The organism is Paraburkholderia sp. SIMBA_027 (assembly GCF_046535315.1).
GTDB lineage: Bacteria > Pseudomonadota > Gammaproteobacteria > Burkholderiales > Burkholderiaceae > Paraburkholderia > Paraburkholderia tropica.
Window position 1 is genome coordinate 303,104 of sequence record NZ_JAWRWY010000003.1, and the last position, 16,330, is coordinate 319,433.

Genomic DNA, 16,330 nt, shown 5'->3' on the forward strand with positions numbered 1-16,330 from the left:
CAAACACTTCGAGGCGTTCTTGCTTTTCTTGCGGCGGGCCGTTGCACGCGGCGCGCGCGAGGCGCGCCGTCTTGTTGTCGAACTCTCAGGTTCCGCGCGAGGTTCTCTACGGGCGGCTTTTACGACTTGCTTCAAAAAACGGTTCAGGCCGCGCGCCGTCCGATCGGTGCGCCGACCGCGCCGGCCGGTGAAGCGGCGCTGGCGGTTTCGGCGGGATCGGGCTGCGTGAAGGCCATCTGCAGATCGCGCAGACGCTTCTTCTCGCGTGCGCTCATCAACTGATTCACCGCGATCACGCCGATCGTCACGGCCGTGATGAAGAGCGTGGCGAGCGCGTTCATTTCCGGATTCAGGCCGAGACGCACGCGCGAGAACACGACGAGCGGCAGCGTGGTCGAGCCGGGACCGGAGAGGAACGCGGAGAGCACGAGGTCGTCGATCGAGAGCGTGAACGAGAGCAGCCAGCCGGAGAGCAGCGCCTGCGAGATCAGCGGCAGCGTGATGACGAAGAACACCTTCAGCGGCGTGGCGCCGAGATCGAGCGCGGCCTCTTCGAGCGACTTGTTCATCTCCTTCACGCGCGACTGCACGATGATCGCGACGTACGACACGCAGAGCATCACGTGGCCGATCCAGATCGTGAGGATGCCGCGCCCGGCGGGCCAGCCGATCATCTGCTGGAGCGCCACGAACAGCAGCAGCAGCGAGATGCCCTGGATCACTTCGGGAATCACGAGCGGCGCGTTGATCATGCCGGTGTAGAGCGTGAAGCCGCGGAAGCGGCCCATGCGCGCGAGCACGAAGCCTGCCCACGTGCCGATCACCACCGAGGCGAACGCCGTCATCAGGCCGATCTTCAGCGAAAGCCAGGCGGCGCTCAGCAACTCGTCGTCCTGCAGCAGCGCCGCGTACCACTTGAGCGAGAAGCCGGACCACACCGTCACGAGCTTCGACTCGTTGAACGAGTACACGACGAGGCTGATGATCGGGATATAGAGGAACAGAAAGCCGACAGTGAGAACGCTGGTCGAGAGCGTGCGATTGGGCTTGATCATTTGCCTTCCTCCAGTTCCTTGACCTGGTAGTACTGGAACACGGCCATCGGCACGAGCAGCAGCAGCACCATCGCGACCGTGACGGCGGATGCCATCGGCCAGTCCATGTTGTTGAAGAACTCGTCCCACATGACGCGGCCGATCATCAGCGTGTCGGCGCCGCCGAGCAGTTCGGGAATCACGTATTCGCCGACCGCCGGAATGAACACGAGCAGGCTGCCCGCGATGATCCCGTTCTTCGAGAGCGGCAACGTGATCCGCGTGAACGCGACCCACGGCTTCGCGCCGAGGTCGTACGCAGCTTCGAGCAGCGTGAGGTCCATCTTCACGAGGTGCGCGTAGAGCGGCATCACCATGAACGGCAGATACGAATAGACCATGCCGATATAGACGCCCGCGTCGCTGTGATAGAGCCGCAGCGGCGAGTGAATCAGGCCGATGGCGATCAGCGCGTGATTGAGCAGGCCGTCGTCCTTGAGAATGCCGATCCACGCGTAGACGCGAATCAGGAACGAGGTCCAGAACGGCAGCATCACGGCCATCATCAGCACGTTGCGCGTGGCCGGATTCGAGCGGGCGATGTAGTAGGCGATCGGATAGCCGATCAACAGGCAGAAGATCGTCGAGACCGCCGCCATCTTCAGCGAACTGATGTAGGTGGCGATATACAGGCTGTCCTGCAGCAGGAACGCATAGTGCGAAAGCTGCAAGGCCAGATGCACCATGCCGTCTTTCATCTCGACGAGGTTCGAGTAGGGCGGAATGCCCATGACCTGGTCGGCGAAGCTGATCTTGAGCACCAGCACGAAGGGCAGCGCGAAGAACAGCGCGAGCCACAGGAACGGCACGCCGATCACCGTGGTGCGGCCCGAGGGCACGAAGCGCGAGAACACGCGCGCGAGCATGCCGCGCGGCGCGTTGCTGCGCGACGGCACGGAGGGCGTGGAGGGCAGGGACGTACTCATGTCGGCATCTCCGTTATTGCGTGAGCACGACGCCGCTGGCGGGCGACCACGACACATACACGTCGTCGTTCCAGGCCGGCGCGCCTTCGTTCATCAGATGCGAGCTGGACAGGTTCGACACCACCACCTTGCCGCCGGGCAGGCGCACGTGATAGAGCGAATAGCTGCCCATGTAGGCCACGTCCGTCACGACGCCGCGCGCCCAGTTCGTCTGCGTGCCCGGCTTCTCGCGCGTCACGCGCACGCGCTCGGGGCGCACCGAAATGCCGACCGGCATGCCGAGCGGGCCGGTCACGCCGTGGCTCACGTACATGCGCGTTTCGAGGTCTTCGCTTTCGACGTAGATGTGATCGGGCTCGTCTTCGACCACCTTGCCTTCGAACAGATTGGTCGAGCCGATGAACTCGGCCGAGAAGCGGCTGTTGGGGAATTCGTAGACTTCGTTGGGCGAGCCGATCTGCACGATGCGGCCTTCGCTCATGACCGCGAGACGATTGGCCATTGTCATCGCTTCTTCCTGATCGTGCGTGACCATCACGCAGGTGACGTCGACCTTCTCGATGATGTTCACGAGTTCGAGCTGGGTCTTCTGGCGGATCTTCTTATCGAGCGCCGACATCGGTTCGTCGAGCAGCAGCAGCTTGGGGCGCTTGACGAGCGAACGCGCGAGCGCGACGCGCTGCTGCTGGCCGCCCGAGAGCTGATGCGGCTTGCGCTTCGCGTAGCGGCTCATCTGCACGAGATTGAGCGCGTCGGCCACGCGTTCCCGGATTTCGTTCTTCGGCACCCCTTCCTGCTTGAGGCCGAACGCAACATTCGATTCCACGCTCATATGCGGAAAGAGCGCATACGACTGGAACATCATGTTGACCGGACGGCGATAGGGCGGCAGCGCCGCGAGGTCCTCGCCATCGACGAAGATCTTGCCCGAGGTGGCCGTTTCCAGCCCGGCGAGCATGCGCAGCAGCGTGGACTTGCCGCAGCCCGAACTGCCGAGCAGCGCGAACAGTTCATTCTTCGCGATGTTCAGGCTGACGTTGTTCACGGCGACGCTGTCGCCGAACTTCTTGACGACGTTTTCGATACGCACGAAAGCGTCGCGGGAGGTGGCCTGCGCGCCCGGTTGCGCGGCTTCGGAGGCGTGGACTTTGGACGTCGAATTCATGATGTAACGGTTTCCTTTCTGATCGCGGCACTGCGCGTTGTCGCGCGGTTTGCCTGTTTGCCTGCTGCCTCGCGGCGGTTCTGCAAAGCGCGGGCGCGAGTCGCCCCGCACGGGGCGCACAAGGCGACTCGCGGACGTCAGTACTGCGAACGGAGCTCGGTGGAGGCTGGCGCGTTGCCGGGGAAAGGGGGCGACGCGCACAGCCGGACTTCGAACAGCGGACTTGCCTGGTGGCGGCGAGGGGTCGAGCGATCCCTCTACCGCGCGGTGTCTCCTTCCTTCTCCTGTTATGCGCTTAGTGGCCCGTTTTCAACTGCGACCACAGGCGGTTTTCGAGGCGCAGGATTTCGGCCGGCATCGGCTTCATCAGCGTCATCTTCTTGAGGACTTCGTCGCCCGGATACACGGTCGGGTCCTGCGCCACCGAAGGCGTCACGAACTGGCGCGCGGCCTTGTTGGCGGTCGGATAGAACACTTCGTTGGTGATCGCCGCGTTGACCTTCGGATCCTGGATGTAGTTGATCCACTTGAGCGCGGCTTCGGGGTGCGGTGCATCCTTCGGGATCACCATCACGTCGAACCACAGCAGGCCGCCTTCCTTCGGGTTGCCGAACTTGATGTGATACGAACGCTTGGCTTCCTCGGCGCGGCGATGCGCGATGCCCACGTCGCCCGACCAGGCGAAGGCCACGCAGATGTCGTTGTTCACGAGGTCGTTGATGTAGCCCGACGAATTGAACTGCGTGATGTACGGGCGGACTTTCTTCAGCGTTTCGAAAGCGGCCTGATAGTCGGCCGGATTCGTGCTGTTCGGATTCTTGCCCATGTATTGCAGCGTGGCGGCGAACACGTCGGCGGCCTGGTCGAGGAACGACACGCCGCAGCCCTTGAGCTTCGACAGATTGGCCGGATCGAAAATCAGCGACCAGCTGTCGACGGGCGCGCTCGTGCCGAGTGCCTTCTCGACGGCTTCCTGGTTGTAGCCGATGCCGTCGGTGCCGTAGGCCCAGGGCACGCCGTACTGATTGCCCGGATCGGCGTCCGCGATCATGTGCATGAGCACCGGATCGAGGTTCGAGAGATTGGGGAGCTTCGACTTGTCGAGCTTCTGGTATACGCCGGCCTGAATCTGCTTGGCCATGTAGTTCGACGTGGGCACGACGATGTCGTAACCCGAGCTGCCCGCGAGCAGCTTGGCCTGCAAGGTGTCGTCGCTATCGTAGTTGTCGTACTTGACGTGAATGCCCGTCTGCTTTTCGAAGTTCGGGATCGTGTCTTTCGCGATGTAGTCGGACCAGTTGTAGACGTTCAGTGTGTCGTCCGCGGCGCGAGCCGGCTGGCTCGAAGTTGCCGTGAGACCCGCGCAGACGGCGAGCGCGGCCAGTGCGACGGCATGACGAAGATGTCTGACACTCATGTTGATTTCCCCAGGTGATGAAGGTTGGCGGGCGGCGCCCGCACCCCGTTGTGCGCCGCCGGCCCGGTGGTGACTGCGTTACGAAAATCCCAGTTGCTGCGCGGTGGCGTCGACGGCCTTCTTCGCCTTCGACACGATTTCGTCGATCTCGCCGCGCGTGATGACGAGCGGCGGCGAGAGCAGCATGCGGTCGCCGGTGGCGCGCATGATGAGGTTGCCGTTGAAGCAGAAGTCGCGGCAGATCGTGCCCACGTCGCCGCCGTTCGCGAAGCGCTTGCGCGTCTTCGGGTCTTCGGCGAGTTGCAGACCGGCCACCAGACCCGCGCCCGAAATGTCGCCGACGATCGGATGATTCGCGAAGGTCTCGCGCAACTGCTGCTGGAGGTACGGACCCGTATCGGTCTTCACGCGCTCGACGATCTTCTCGTCGCGCAGCAGCTTCAGGTTCGCGACGGCCACGGCGGCGGCCACCGGATGACCCGAGTACGTGAGGCCGTGATTGAAGTCGCCGTTCTCGATCAGCGCCTTGGCCACGCGGTCGTGAAGGCCCACCGCGCCCATCGGCACATAACCGCTCGTGAGGCCCTTGGCCATCGTGATGAGGTCCGGCTCGAAACCGAAGTGCTGATGCGCGAACCATTCGCCCGTGCGGCCGAAACCGCCGATCACTTCGTCGGCGCACAGCAGAATGTCGTACTTGCGGCAGATGCGCTGGATTTCCGGCCAGTAGGTCGACGCCGGGAAGATCACGCCGCCCGCGCCCTGGAACGGCTCGCCGATGAAGGCGGCCACGTTCTCCGCGCCTACTTCGAGAATCTTCGCTTCGAGCTGCTGGGCGCGCGCGAGGCCGAATTCCTCGGGCGTCATGTTGCCCTCGGCTTCGCCGTAGAAATACGGTTGATCGATATGGACGATGTTTTCGACCTTCGAAGGCATCTGCTCGTGCATATAGCCCATGCCGCCGAGCGTGCCGCCCGCGATGGTCGAACCGTGATACGCGTTGCGGCGCGAGATCACGACCTTCTTCGACGGCTTGCCCTGCGTGAGCCAGTACTGATGCACGATGCGCAGCACGGTGTCGTTGCCTTCCGAGCCGCTGTTGCAATAGAAGAAGTGGTTGAACGGTTCCGGCGAGACTTCGGCGAGCAGCGCCGAGAGTTCGATCACCGGCGGATGCGTGGTCTTGAAGAACGTGTTGTAGAACGGCAGTTGCAGCATCTGCTCGTAGGCGGCGTCCGCGAGTTCCTTGCGGCCATAGCCTACGTTCACGCACCACAGACCGGCCATGCCGTCGATGATCTGGTTGCCGTCCGAGTCCCACAGATACACGCCCTTGGCCTTCACGATCACGCGGCTGCCGGCCTTGTTCAGCGAGCCCATGTCCGAAAACGGATGGATGTGATGCGCGGCGTCCAGCGCGCGATATTCAGCGGTCGTGCGTGCGCCTTGCGCGGCTTGTGCGCGCAGCGTCGTCGGCGCTTCCTGGAGCGCGCTGGCGGGGGCGTCGATTCGATAGCTCATTGCAATGTCTCCTTTCTCGTTACACGTGCAGCAGCAGGTGCTTGCGTTCCCACGAACTGATCACGCGGAAATACGCTTCGTATTCGGTTTCCTTGAGCGCGAGATACGCGCGCACGAACTTCTCGCCGAGGATGCCCATCAGCGGCTCGCTCGCGCCCATCAGCGTGAGGCCTTCTTCCAGATTGCGCGGCAACTGGTAGGGCAGCGAGTAGCCGTCGCTCACGAGCGGCTCGGTGGGCTTGAGGTGCTGCGTCATGCCCAGATAACCGGCCGCGAGCGTCGCGGCGATGGCGAGGTACGGATTCGTATCGACGCCCGGAATGCGATTCTCCACGCGGCGCGCGGCCGGCGACGAATACGGCACGCGGAAGCCCACGGTGCGGTTGTCGTAGCCCCATGCCACGTTGATCGGCGCGGCCATGAAGCGCGACAGCCGGCGATACGAATTGATGTACGGCGCGAAGATCGGCATCAGCGCCGGCGTGTACTTCTGCAGGCCCGCGATGTACGCATGGAACATGTCGGTGGGCTTGCCGTCCGCGCCCGTGAACAGGTTCTGGCCGCTTTCCGCCGACACAAGGCTCTGATGGATGTGCATGGCCGAACCCGGCTCGTTCTCCATCGGCTTCGCCATGAAGGTGGCGTACATATGGTGACGCAGCGCGGCTTCGCGCACGGTGCGCTTGAAGAGGAACACGCGGTCCGCGAGGCCTAGCGGTTCGCCGTGCATGAAGTTGATTTCCATCTGCGCCGCACCGACTTCGTGAATCAGCGTATCGACTTCGAGATCCTGCACGTCGCAGTACTCGTAGATGTCTTCGAACAGCGGATCGAATTCGTTCACGGCTTCGATCGAATACGCCTGGCGGCCCGTTTCCGGACGGCCCGTGCGGCCGATCGGCGGCGTGAGGGGCATGTCCGGATCCTTGTTCATGTCGACGAGATAGAACTCCAGTTCTGGCGCGATGATGGGCTTCCAGCCCTTCGCGTCATAGAGTTCGAGCACGCGGCGCAGCACGCGGCGCGGCGAGATTTCGACGGGCGAGCCGTCGAAATGCACGCAATCGTGAATGACCTGCGCGGTGGGATCGACGGCCCACGGAATGATGCGGATGGTCGAGGCGTCGGGCACGCAGACCATGTCGGGGTCGGTGACGCCGGTGAGCGTGCCGTCTTCCGGATAGTCGCCGGTCACGGTCTGGATCATCACGGCTTGCGGCAGGCGCATGGATTCGCCGGATTCGAACTTGCTGCGCGGAATGATCTTGCCGCGCGCGATACCCGCCATGTCGGGGATGATCGCTTCGATTTCGGTGATGTGATGTTTCTTCAGGAATTCGTCGATGTCGTGCATGTTCGTTCTCTCTGTTCTGTTCAGGGCCGGGCTCAGACGTGCGCGGCGTGGGCGCGTGCGGGCTGATGCGCGGCGCCGCCCGGTATTCGGGCCAGCATGCGTGCGCGGCAAGCCTCGCCGAAGGCGCGGAAGATGGCGGTGGACAAGGCGTTATGCGCGTGCTGCCACTCGGGGTGCCATTGCACGCCGAGTGCGAAGGCGCGCGCGTTCGCCACACTGATCGCTTCGATGAGACCGTCGGGGGCCGTTGCGTTAGCAACGAGTCCGTGGCCGAGCGTGTCGATACCTTGCCCGTGCAGCGAATTCACGCTGGCCTCGTGCGCGCCGCCTGCGATCTCGCGCAGCAGCCCGCCTTCGACGAGCGCGATCGTGTGCGCCGGACCATATTGCGTATCGAGCGGATCGGCCTTGTTCTCGCGATGGTCGTGCAGTCCGTCGACGGCATGCACTTCCTGATGCAGCGTGCCGCCGAACACCACGTTCATCTCCTGGAAGCCGCGGCATATCGCCAGCACCGGCACGCCCGCCTCGATGGCGGCGCGCAGCAGCGGCAAGGTGGTAGCGTCGCGCGCTGGATCGTGCAGCGTGCCCGCGGCGCTCGCCGGGCCGCCGTAGCGATGCGGCTCGACGTTCGAGTAACTGCCCGTGAAGAGCAGTCCGTCCACGGCATCCAGAATGTCCGCCGCCGCCTGACGCTCGCCGAGCGCGGGCAGCACGAACGCGAGCGCCCCGGCGCCATCCACGGCAGCGGCGATGTACTTCTCGCCGGCCACGTGCGACGCGTGCGGTCCCATCATCGTGCGATCGGCGGTAACGCCAATCAAAGGTTTGGTTCGCATGACTAATGGTTCACTTCTTCTTCCTGATGCGCGTTTGCAAACGTAATGCACAGGCGCAACAGGCGTGACATGACCTTGCAACCGCACGGCATGCACGGCTGCAAACGGGTTCGCGCAGAATTGAGCGACGCTAACGCATCGCGCTGCGCGTGGAGATCATGTAGGCGGTTCGTTTTCTGCCGTTATGCGGCGCGACGGTATTCAGACGTGCGCAAGCACACCGCGCATGGACGACAGACGTCCTCGCATGCACAACACGGCGATAAAAACGAACGGCGCAGGAAGGAGAGGCGCTAGGGCAGCAGCGACGCGACCTCGTCCGTGTGGACGGCGATAAAGGCGCGTGCGGAAACGGCGTTATGGCGCCGGACGGACCGGCGGGAAAGGATTGTGAAGACGGAGAGAAGCAGGCGAGAGGCAAGCCTGCCGCTACAGCCGTCGGCGATGGCGGCGCAGTCACTGCGAAGACACCTCGCATGACTTCGATCCCATCTCACCAGAGGGCCACGGACTCTCACAATTACACTCGACTGGGGTTTGTTGGTCAGTTGTCTGGTTCGCACCGCGCGGTATGCAAAATGCGCTTCGTGAACCGGAACATAGGTGCCGTTCGATGTAATGCGCATTGTTCGCGTGTTGCGGTGCGATGTGATGCGTGAATCATCGTTCGATCGACCTGTGTTTCAGCATATACGAGCCAAAAAGGCCGTCAATTATTTTTTTACGTTTTTTATGTCAGCACTTTCCCCAAGACGCCCGTAAACACAGCGGAGTGCGAAATATGCCGCACTGTCGTTATATTTCGAATTACTTACAGGGGTTTGTACTGACGCAAAAAAAAGCAAACTGATTAGAATATTCAACACGTTTATCGCGCCGCGCTGCTGTGTCCCCTGCGCGTTCCCTGACCCAAACCGGTTTTCGACCGTGACCGAGTCCGCATCCGTTTCCACCGAAGTCGCCACGCGCCTGCGTTATGTGCGCAAACGCTATGGCTTGTCGCAGCGCGAACTCGCCAAGCGTGCGGGCGTGACTAACGGCGCGATTTCGCTTATCGAGCAAAGTCGTGTCAGTCCCTCAGTCGGGTCGCTCAAGAAACTGCTCGAATGCATTCCGATGAGCCTCGCGGAGTTCTTCACCTTCGATCTGAACGAGGGCGCGAGCGTGGTGTCGCGGCGCGACGAGATGCCCAATCTCGGCAACGCGTCCATCGAGTTCTATCTGGCGGGCGCGAACGTGAAGGACCGCAACATGGGCATTCTGCGCGAGGTGTATCAACCGCTCGCGGATACCGGACCTGAAATGCTGGTTCACGCCGGGCACGAGGGCGGCGTCGTGGTCAACGGCCAGATCGAACTGACCGTCGACGGCACGACGTGGCTGCTCGACCCCGGCGACAGTTATTACTTCGAAAGCCGCCTTCCGCACCGATTTCGCAATCCCAGCGCGACCGACGTCTGCGAAGTGGTGTCGGCGAATTCGCCGCCCACGTTCTGATCGCGCGAAACCGATGCGCCCGCTGCCGCACGCGTCACACGATGCGTGGCACGCCGGGCGAATCGTCATTTATTGAGGCATCCTGATGGAAAAGAAAACTCTCGCTTACTGGCAGGACAAGGCCGCGACGCTGTCGATCGAAGGCCGCGCATTTATCGACGGCGCGTATCGCGACGCGTACTCGGGACGCAGCTTCGACTGCGTGAGCCCGATCGACGGCCGCGTGCTCGCGAGCGTGGCCGACTGCGGCGCCGCCGATGTCGACGCGGCGGTGGCGGCCGCGCGCCGCGCTTTCGACGAAGGCGTGTGGGCCGGGCTCAATCCGCGCGCGCGCAAGGCCGTGCTGCAGCGCTGGGCGGCGCTGATGCGCGAGCACCAGGACGAACTCGCGCTGCTCGAAACGCTCGACGCGGGCAAGCCGATCGGCGACACCACCACGGTGGACGTGCCGGGCGCCGCCTATTGCGTGGAGTGGTTCGCCGAAGCCATCGACAAGGTGGGCGGCGAAGTCGTGCCCGCCGATCATCATCTCGTCGGCCTCGTCACGCGCGAGCCGATCGGCGTGGTGGCGGCCGTGGTGCCGTGGAATTTCCCGATCCTGATGGCGTCGTGGAAATTCGGCCCGGCGCTCGCGGCGGGCAACAGCGTGGTGCTCAAGCCTTCGGAAAAATCGCCGCTCACGGCCATTCGCGTGGCGCAGCTCGCGCACGAAGCGGGCATCCCGGCGGGCGTGTTCAACGTGCTGCCCGGCGGCGGCGAACCGGGCAAGCTGCTCGGCCTGCATCGCGACGTGGACTGCATTGCGTTCACCGGTTCCACCAACGTCGGCAAGCAGATCATGCAGTACGCGGGCCAGTCGAATCTCAAGCGCGTGTGGCTCGAACTGGGCGGCAAGTCGCCGAACATCGTGCTGCCCGATTGCCCCGATCTCGACCGCGCGGCCAACGCGGCGGCGGGCGCGATCTTCTACAACATGGGCGAGATGTGTACGGCGGGTTCGCGTCTGCTCGTGCATCGCGACATCAAGGATGTGTTCCTCGTGAAGCTCGTGGAAGCGGCGAAGTCGTACAAGCCTGGCAATCCTCTCGACCCGGACGTGTCGATGGGCGCGATCGTCGACAAGATCCAGCTCGATCGCGTGCTGAGCTATATCGAAGCGGGCCGCAAGGACTCGAAGCTGCTCTACGGCGGCGAGCGCGTGAACGAAGCGAGCGGCGGCTTCTATGTGGAGCCGACCGTGTTCGACACGCATCACGACGCGCGTATCGCGCGTGAGGAAATCTTCGGGCCGGTGTTGTCGGTGATTACGTTCAGTACGATCGACGAAGCCGTGCGTATCGCCAACGACAGCGACTACGGCCTCGCGGCCGCCGTGTGGACTGCGAATCTCACGAACGCGCACGAGATCGCACGACGCCTGCGCGCGGGTACGGTGTGGGTGAACTGCTATGACGAAGGCGGCGACATGAACTTCCCGTTCGGCGGCTTCAAGGAGTCGGGCAACGGACGCGACAAGTCGCTGCATGCGCTGGAGAAGTACACCGAGCTGAAGTCCACGCTCGTGCGGCTGCGTTAAGCGTCTGTGTCTAGCGTGAGCGCGGCGGCGCGCGCCGCCGCGTTCTTCATTCTCGGCTCCACGACAAGGGCATTGCATGACGGCCACGCTCCACGGTGACGGCGCCATTCGCCGCGACTCGCTGCACGGTTCTTCGATCGAAAACACCTATGCGGGCGTGCTGTCGTTCATGCGCCGCAAATACACGCGCGATCTCGACGGCGTGGACGTGGCGATCAGCGGCGTGCCGCTCGATCTGGCCACGACGTTCCGCTCGGGCGCGCGGCTCGGTCCGGCGGCGGTGCGCGCGGCGAGCGTGCAACTGGCGGAACTGCATCCGTATCCGTGGGGTTTCGATCCGTTCGAGACGCTGGCCGTGACCGATTACGGCGACTGCTGGTTCGACGCGCACAATCCGCTGACCATCAAACCCGCCATCGTCGAGCATGCGCGCTCGATCCTGCGCTCGAACGCGAAGATGCTCACGTTCGGCGGCGATCACTTCATCACGTATCCGCTGCTGATCGCGCATGCGGAAAAGTACGGCAAGCCGCTGTCGCTGATTCACTTCGACGCGCATTGCGACACCTGGCCCGACGACGCGCCCGACAGCCTCAATCACGGCACGATGTTCTACAAGGCCGTGAAAGAAGGGCTGATCGATCCGCAGACTTCGGTGCAAGTGGGCATTCGCACGTGGAACGACGACTTTCTCGGCATCAACGTGCTCGACGCCGCGTGGGTGCACGAGCACGGTCCGCGCGCGGCGCGCGAACGCATTCTGGAGATCGTGGGCGAGCGGCCCGCGTATCTGACCTTCGATATCGATTGTCTCGATCCGGCGTTCGCGCCGGGCACGGGCACGCCGGTGGCGGGCGGGCTGTCGTCGGCGCAGGCGCTGGCGATTGTGCGCGGCCTGGAGGCGCTGAATCTCGTGGGCGCGGATGTGGTGGAGGTCGCGCCCGCCTACGATCAGAGCGAGATCACGGCGCTCGCCGCTGCGCATCTCGCGTGCGATCTGCTGTGCCTGTGGCGGCAGCGCAAGGTCGCCGGGCGCTGAGGGTGGTGAGAGTCGACCGGGGCGTCTAGCGCTCGACCAATGCGCTCAGATTGCCCCGCACGCGCTGGAGCATGTTGCTGAACTGCTCCGCTTCTTCGGGTGTGAAGCCCGCCAGGGCTTCGTCCTGCACTTCGTCGCCCACGCGGCGCGCGGCGGACAGCACGCCTTCCGCTTTGGGCGTGAGGCTCGCGAGCAATTCGCGGCGATCGTCGGGATTGGGCGTGCGCACGACCCAGCCCGCTTCTTCCATGCGTTCCAGCAATCGGCCCGCCGAAATGGGCGCCACTTCCAGCTGCTCCGCCAGACTCGCCTGATTCATCGCGCCATAGTGCGCGAGGTACGCGATCATGCGGCACTGCGCGCGCGTGAGATCGAGCGACGACTTCGCCAGCTCGTCGTAACGTTTGCCGTACAGCCGGCCCACATCGACGATCAAGAAGCCAAAGCGTTTTTCGAGGTCGGTAGTGTCGGTAGTCATGGCGCGATTATACGGGCGCGCCGTGGGCAGCCCCGCGCGCGGCGGCCGGCGCGGGCGAGGCGCACCCACGCCGCCCACGACGTGCATCGACCCTCTTTATCCGCGCCCGTCACTATTGTTCCCGATTGCGCCGGCGTTTCGGATTCGTATAATAAGCAGGCTTATTATTTCTGTTCGACCTGACCCGACCGCTTACTTACCCGCTCACCCACGCACCCGAACGGCTCACGATGACCGCTGTTACGCAGGACGGCGCCGCCGCCGCGTCGCGTCCGGCGCCGCCGCACGACGACGCGCCGCGCAAGGACGCGCCCCATACGGAAGCGCCATTGAATCGCGGCATGATCACGCTCTCGATCATGCTGGCGACGCTGATGCAGACGCTCGACAGCACGATCGCCAACGTCGCGCTGCCGCATATGCAGGGCACGCTCTCGGCCTCGCAGGACGAGATCACGTGGGTGCTCACGTCGTACATCGTGGCGGCGGCCATCGCCACGCCGCTCACGGGCTGGCTCGCCGACCGGTACGGCGTGAAGAAGCTGCTGGGCGTGGCGATCGCGGGCTTCACGCTGGCGTCGGCGCTGTGCGGGTTCTCGGAAACGCTCGGCGAAATCGTGCTTTCGCGCCTGTTGCAGGGCATTTTCGGCGCGTCGCTCGTGCCGCTTTCGCAGTCGATTCTTCTCGACATCAATCCGCGCGAGCGCCAGGGCCAGGCCATGGCCGTCTGGGGCATGGGCGTGATGGTCGGGCCGGTGCTCGGGCCCACGCTCGGCGGCTGGCTCACGGACAGCTACAACTGGCGCTGGGTGTTCTTCATCAACGTGCCGATCGGCGCGTTCGCGCTGTTCGGCGTCTCGACCTTCCTGCCCGCGCGCGAGCCGCTGCGCGAGTCGCGCTTCGATCTGTTCGGCTTCGCCACGCTCGCGCTCGCCATCGGCGCATTGCAGGCGATGCTCGACCGCGGCGAGCAACTCGACTGGTTCGGCTCGCTGGAGATCCGCATCGAGGCGCTGCTCGCGGTGCTGGCGTTCGCGTTCTTCATCGTGCATACGGCGTCGTCCGGGCCGACGACGTTCTTCCGCTACCAGTTGCTCAAGGACCGCAATTTCGCCACCGGCACGTTCTTCATTTTCGTGATCGGCGCGGTGCTCTACGCCACGCGCGCGCTGCTGCCGCCGATGCTGCAGAACCTGATGGGCTATCCGGTCGCCACCACCGGCCTCGTCACCGCACCGAGCGGCGCGGGCACGATGATCGCCATGCTGATCGCGGGGCGCATGCTCAAGCACGTCGACGCGCGCGCGATGCTGCTGTTCGGCTTCGTGGTGTCGGCGTATGCGCTCTGGCAGATGATGCAGTACACCATCGTGCTGTCCGCGTCCGATATCGTCTGGCCCGGCGTGGTGCAGGGCTTCGGTCTCGGCTTCGTGTTCGTGCCGCTGTCGGCGCTCACGTTCTCCACGCTCACGCCGCAACTGCGCGCCGACGGCACGGCCACGTACAGCCTGATGCGCAACATCGGCAGCAGTATCGGCATCTCGATCGTGCAGACTTTCGTCACGCGCGGCACGCAGGTCGCGCATTCGGATCTCGCCGCCAACATCACGCCGTTCAACCCCGCGGTGCAGCCGATGCTCGAAGCCGGATCGCGCTACGATCTCGCGGTGCTGAACCAGTCGATCACGCAGCAGGCGACCATGATTGCGTATCTGAACGACTTCAAGATGATGTTCGTCGCCACGCTGCTGGTGATTCCGCTGCTGGTGTTCATCCGGCCTTCCTCGCACGCCGCGGGCGCCGCCGAGGCGAACCACGCGGCCATGGACTGAGACGGATTTGCCGATGCACTGAACCCGTCTCGCCGCTTCTTTTCCTGTTTCACCCCGTCGTGCGCGCGGCCCGGTCCGCGCGCGATGCTTTTTGCCGCTCCATTTAGCGAACTCCGATGCTCTCCGCTGTTTCCATCCTGCTGCCCGTCTTTGGCCTCATCTTCGCGGGCTTCGCCTGCCGCCGCTTCGGCGTGCTCGGCCCCGCCGCCGCCTCCGAACTGAACCGCTTCGTCGTCTGGCTTGCGCTGCCCGCGCTGCTGTTCGACATCCTCGCGCACGCCACCTGGCATGAACTCTTCCAGCCGGGGTTCGTGGCCGCGTTCGGCATCGCGGGCCTCGCGGTGTTCGTGGGCGTGGTCGCGGTGCGCCTGTTCCTCGGCCGCCCGCTCGCCGACGCGAGTATCGACGGCCTCGCCGCCGCCTATCCGAACACCGGTTACGTGGGCTTTCCGCTCTGCATGATCGCGTTCGGGCCGTCGAGCCTCACGCCCACCACCATCGCGACGATCCTCGTGGTGTGCGTGCTGTTCGCCATCGCCATCGTGCTGATCGAAACGGGGCTGCAAAGCGAGCGCCGTCCGCACCGTCTGCTGATCAAGGTGGTGCGCTCGCTCATGCGCAATCCGCTGCTGGTCGCGCCCGCGCTGGGCGCGCTGATGTCCGGCCTGCACGTGACGATGCCCGCGAGCGCCGAAACCTTCCTCAAGCTGCTCGGCGGCGCGGCGAGCCCGTGTGCGCTGGTGAGCCTCGGCCTGTTCCTTGCCGAGCGCCGCGCGAAAAGCGACGCGCCGAAGGAGTCGTCGTGGTGGCTCACGCTCTCGAAGCTGGTGGCGCAGCCCGCGCTCACGTGGCTGCTCGCCGACCGCGTGTTCGGCCTTTCGCCGCAACTGGTGGAGACGGCCGTGCTGCTCGCCGCGCTGCCGACCGGCACGGGTCCGTTCATGCTCGCGGAGTATTACAAGCGCGAGGCGCACGTGACCGGGCGCACGATCCTGCATTCGACGCTCGGCTCGCTCGTCACGCTCACGCTGATCCTGCTGCATCTGCATCACGGCTGACGGTCGCGCTCCGGGGCGATTCAGCCTGCGAATGCGGCACGCGGTTTGCTGACCGATAGCCGTCAGCATCGATCAGGAGATGACGATGAAGCGGCTTTCTCGCAGCGGCGCGGCGCTCGCGCTCCTCGTTCTCGTGGCGCTCGGCAGCAGCGCCTGCACGCTCGGCGGCGCGGCCGCGGGCGGCTATGTCGGCAACAAGGCGACGAACGGCAGTGCCGTCGGCACGGTCGGCGGTGCGGTCGCGGGCGGCGTGATCGGGCACGAACTCGGCAAGTAGTCACGCGGCCCCGCGCACCGTGAACGCACGCTAGAACGCGCCGTGCGTTCGCCGTCGCTCGCGGCGTTCCGCGCTACGCCGGACAAAATTGGGATGAATTGATTTAAGGCAGGAAGTCGCGTAATGCACGCGATTCCTGACCTGAATCGCTCTGTTTTCCTTCTTCGTCAGACTATTCTTCCTACCTGTTCGAAGCCGTAATCCGACGGTTTCGCACAGGCGGCGAGGCGTCGCGCCGACGCGTCTCGCCAGGTTGT

General features: G+C 64.3%; 15 protein-coding genes. 6 read left to right on the top strand and 9 right to left on the bottom strand.

The window, feature by feature from the left end; translation table 11 throughout:
- Positions 1–143: 143 nt before the first annotated feature.
- The 8 genes from SB764_RS07025 to SB764_RS07060 all read right to left on the bottom strand — a co-directional run bounded on the left by SB764_RS07025 (position 144) and on the right by SB764_RS07060 (position 8,834).
- On the bottom strand, positions 144–1,055 hold the full coding sequence (locus tag SB764_RS07025) for an ABC transporter permease subunit (RefSeq protein ID WP_065061615.1): 912 nt from the start codon (positions 1,053–1,055) through the stop codon (positions 144–146).
- Positions 1,052–1,960, bottom strand: a complete 909-nt coding sequence (locus SB764_RS07030; RefSeq protein WP_231957650.1) for an ABC transporter permease subunit — start codon at positions 1,958–1,960, stop codon at positions 1,052–1,054. The genes SB764_RS07025 and SB764_RS07030 overlap by 4 nt, the downstream gene beginning before the upstream one ends.
- 73 nt (positions 1,961–2,033) lie before the next feature.
- Entirely contained in the window at positions 2,034–3,185 is a 1,152-nt protein-coding gene (locus SB764_RS07035) for an ABC transporter ATP-binding protein (RefSeq protein ID WP_074981192.1), read from the bottom strand.
- Between the two features lie 295 nt (positions 3,186–3,480).
- Positions 3,481–4,602 carry a polyamine ABC transporter substrate-binding protein gene (locus SB764_RS07040; RefSeq protein WP_074981194.1) on the bottom strand — a complete coding sequence of 374 codons (1,122 nt, stop codon included), beginning with the start codon at positions 4,600–4,602 and terminating at the stop codon, positions 3,481–3,483.
- A 78-nt stretch (positions 4,603–4,680) separates the two neighbouring features.
- The gene (locus SB764_RS07045) at positions 4,681–6,123 is read right to left on the bottom strand and encodes an aspartate aminotransferase family protein (RefSeq protein WP_410863054.1); all 1,443 of its coding nucleotides are present in this window, start codon (positions 6,121–6,123) and stop codon (positions 4,681–4,683) included.
- A 19-nt stretch (positions 6,124–6,142) separates the two neighbouring features.
- The gene (locus SB764_RS07050) at positions 6,143–7,477 is read right to left on the bottom strand and encodes a glutamine synthetase family protein (RefSeq protein ID WP_065066065.1); all 1,335 of its coding nucleotides are present in this window, start codon (positions 7,475–7,477) and stop codon (positions 6,143–6,145) included.
- 32 nt (positions 7,478–7,509) lie between these two features.
- Complete coding sequence (locus SB764_RS07055) at positions 7,510–8,316, bottom strand: gamma-glutamyl-gamma-aminobutyrate hydrolase family protein (RefSeq protein ID WP_176079682.1); 807 nt, start codon at positions 8,314–8,316, stop codon at positions 7,510–7,512.
- Positions 8,317–8,609: 293 nt separating this feature from the next.
- The gene (locus SB764_RS07060) at positions 8,610–8,834 is read right to left on the bottom strand and encodes a hypothetical protein (RefSeq protein ID WP_231957831.1); all 225 of its coding nucleotides are present in this window, start codon (positions 8,832–8,834) and stop codon (positions 8,610–8,612) included.
- A gap of 409 nt (positions 8,835–9,243) precedes the next feature.
- Between SB764_RS07060 and SB764_RS07065 the strand changes: the two genes are divergently transcribed.
- The 3 genes from SB764_RS07065 (at position 9,244) to speB (ending at position 12,428) form a co-directional block, all read left to right on the top strand.
- Positions 9,244–9,813, top strand: coding sequence for a cupin domain-containing protein (locus SB764_RS07065; protein ID WP_065066067.1), 570 nt, complete (start codon positions 9,244–9,246; stop codon positions 9,811–9,813).
- Positions 9,814–9,898: 85 nt separating this feature from the next.
- The gene (locus tag SB764_RS07070) at positions 9,899–11,389 is read left to right on the top strand and encodes an aldehyde dehydrogenase (protein ID WP_410863056.1); all 1,491 of its coding nucleotides are present in this window, start codon (positions 9,899–9,901) and stop codon (positions 11,387–11,389) included.
- Positions 11,390–11,465: 76 nt separating this feature from the next.
- On the top strand, positions 11,466–12,428 hold the full coding sequence (speB, locus tag SB764_RS07075) for an agmatinase (protein WP_343664031.1): 963 nt from the start codon (positions 11,466–11,468) through the stop codon (positions 12,426–12,428).
- A gap of 25 nt (positions 12,429–12,453) precedes the next feature.
- Here the strand turns inward: speB and SB764_RS07080 are convergent, their stop codons facing one another.
- Positions 12,454–12,906, bottom strand: coding sequence for a MarR family winged helix-turn-helix transcriptional regulator (locus SB764_RS07080; protein ID WP_074981386.1), 453 nt, complete (start codon positions 12,904–12,906; stop codon positions 12,454–12,456).
- A gap of 341 nt (positions 12,907–13,247) precedes the next feature.
- Between SB764_RS07080 and SB764_RS07085 the strand changes: the two genes are divergently transcribed.
- The 3 genes from SB764_RS07085 (at position 13,248) to SB764_RS07095 (ending at position 16,073) form a co-directional block, all read left to right on the top strand.
- On the top strand, positions 13,248–14,738 hold the full coding sequence (locus SB764_RS07085) for a DHA2 family efflux MFS transporter permease subunit (RefSeq protein WP_065057715.1): 1,491 nt from the start codon (positions 13,248–13,250) through the stop codon (positions 14,736–14,738).
- A 116-nt stretch (positions 14,739–14,854) separates the two neighbouring features.
- Positions 14,855–15,796 carry an AEC family transporter gene (locus SB764_RS07090; protein WP_074981200.1) on the top strand — a complete coding sequence of 314 codons (942 nt, stop codon included), beginning with the start codon at positions 14,855–14,857 and terminating at the stop codon, positions 15,794–15,796.
- Positions 15,797–15,875: 79 nt separating this feature from the next.
- Positions 15,876–16,073 carry a glycine zipper 2TM domain-containing protein gene (locus SB764_RS07095; protein WP_176079679.1) on the top strand — a complete coding sequence of 66 codons (198 nt, stop codon included), beginning with the start codon at positions 15,876–15,878 and terminating at the stop codon, positions 16,071–16,073.
- Positions 16,074–16,330: the final 257 nt, after the last annotated feature.

Coding starts and splice junctions, on each gene's coding strand:
- SB764_RS07030 (WP_231957650.1), bottom strand. CDS start 1,960: ATGCTCGCGCGCGTGTTCTCGCGCTTCGTGCCCTCGGGCCGCACCACG.
- SB764_RS07070 (WP_410863056.1), top strand. CDS start 9,899: ATGGAAAAGAAAACTCTCGCTTACTGGCAGGACAAGGCCGCGACGCTG.
- SB764_RS07050 (WP_065066065.1), bottom strand. CDS start 7,477: ATGCACGACATCGACGAATTCCTGAAGAAACATCACATCACCGAAATC.
- SB764_RS07045 (WP_410863054.1), bottom strand. CDS start 6,123: ATGAGCTATCGAATCGACGCCCCCGCCAGCGCGCTCCAGGAAGCGCCG.
- SB764_RS07085 (WP_065057715.1), top strand. CDS start 13,248: ATGATCACGCTCTCGATCATGCTGGCGACGCTGATGCAGACGCTCGAC.
- SB764_RS07025 (WP_065061615.1), bottom strand. CDS start 1,055: ATGATCAAGCCCAATCGCACGCTCTCGACCAGCGTTCTCACTGTCGGC.
- speB (WP_343664031.1), top strand. CDS start 11,466: ATGACGGCCACGCTCCACGGTGACGGCGCCATTCGCCGCGACTCGCTG.
- SB764_RS07095 (WP_176079679.1), top strand. CDS start 15,876: ATGACGATGAAGCGGCTTTCTCGCAGCGGCGCGGCGCTCGCGCTCCTC.
- SB764_RS07080 (WP_074981386.1), bottom strand. CDS start 12,906: ATGACTACCGACACTACCGACCTCGAAAAACGCTTTGGCTTCTTGATC.
- SB764_RS07055 (WP_176079682.1), bottom strand. CDS start 8,316: ATGCGAACCAAACCTTTGATTGGCGTTACCGCCGATCGCACGATGATG.
- SB764_RS07090 (WP_074981200.1), top strand. CDS start 14,855: ATGCTCTCCGCTGTTTCCATCCTGCTGCCCGTCTTTGGCCTCATCTTC.
- SB764_RS07040 (WP_074981194.1), bottom strand. CDS start 4,602: ATGAGTGTCAGACATCTTCGTCATGCCGTCGCACTGGCCGCGCTCGCC.
- SB764_RS07035 (WP_074981192.1), bottom strand. CDS start 3,185: ATGAATTCGACGTCCAAAGTCCACGCCTCCGAAGCCGCGCAACCGGGC.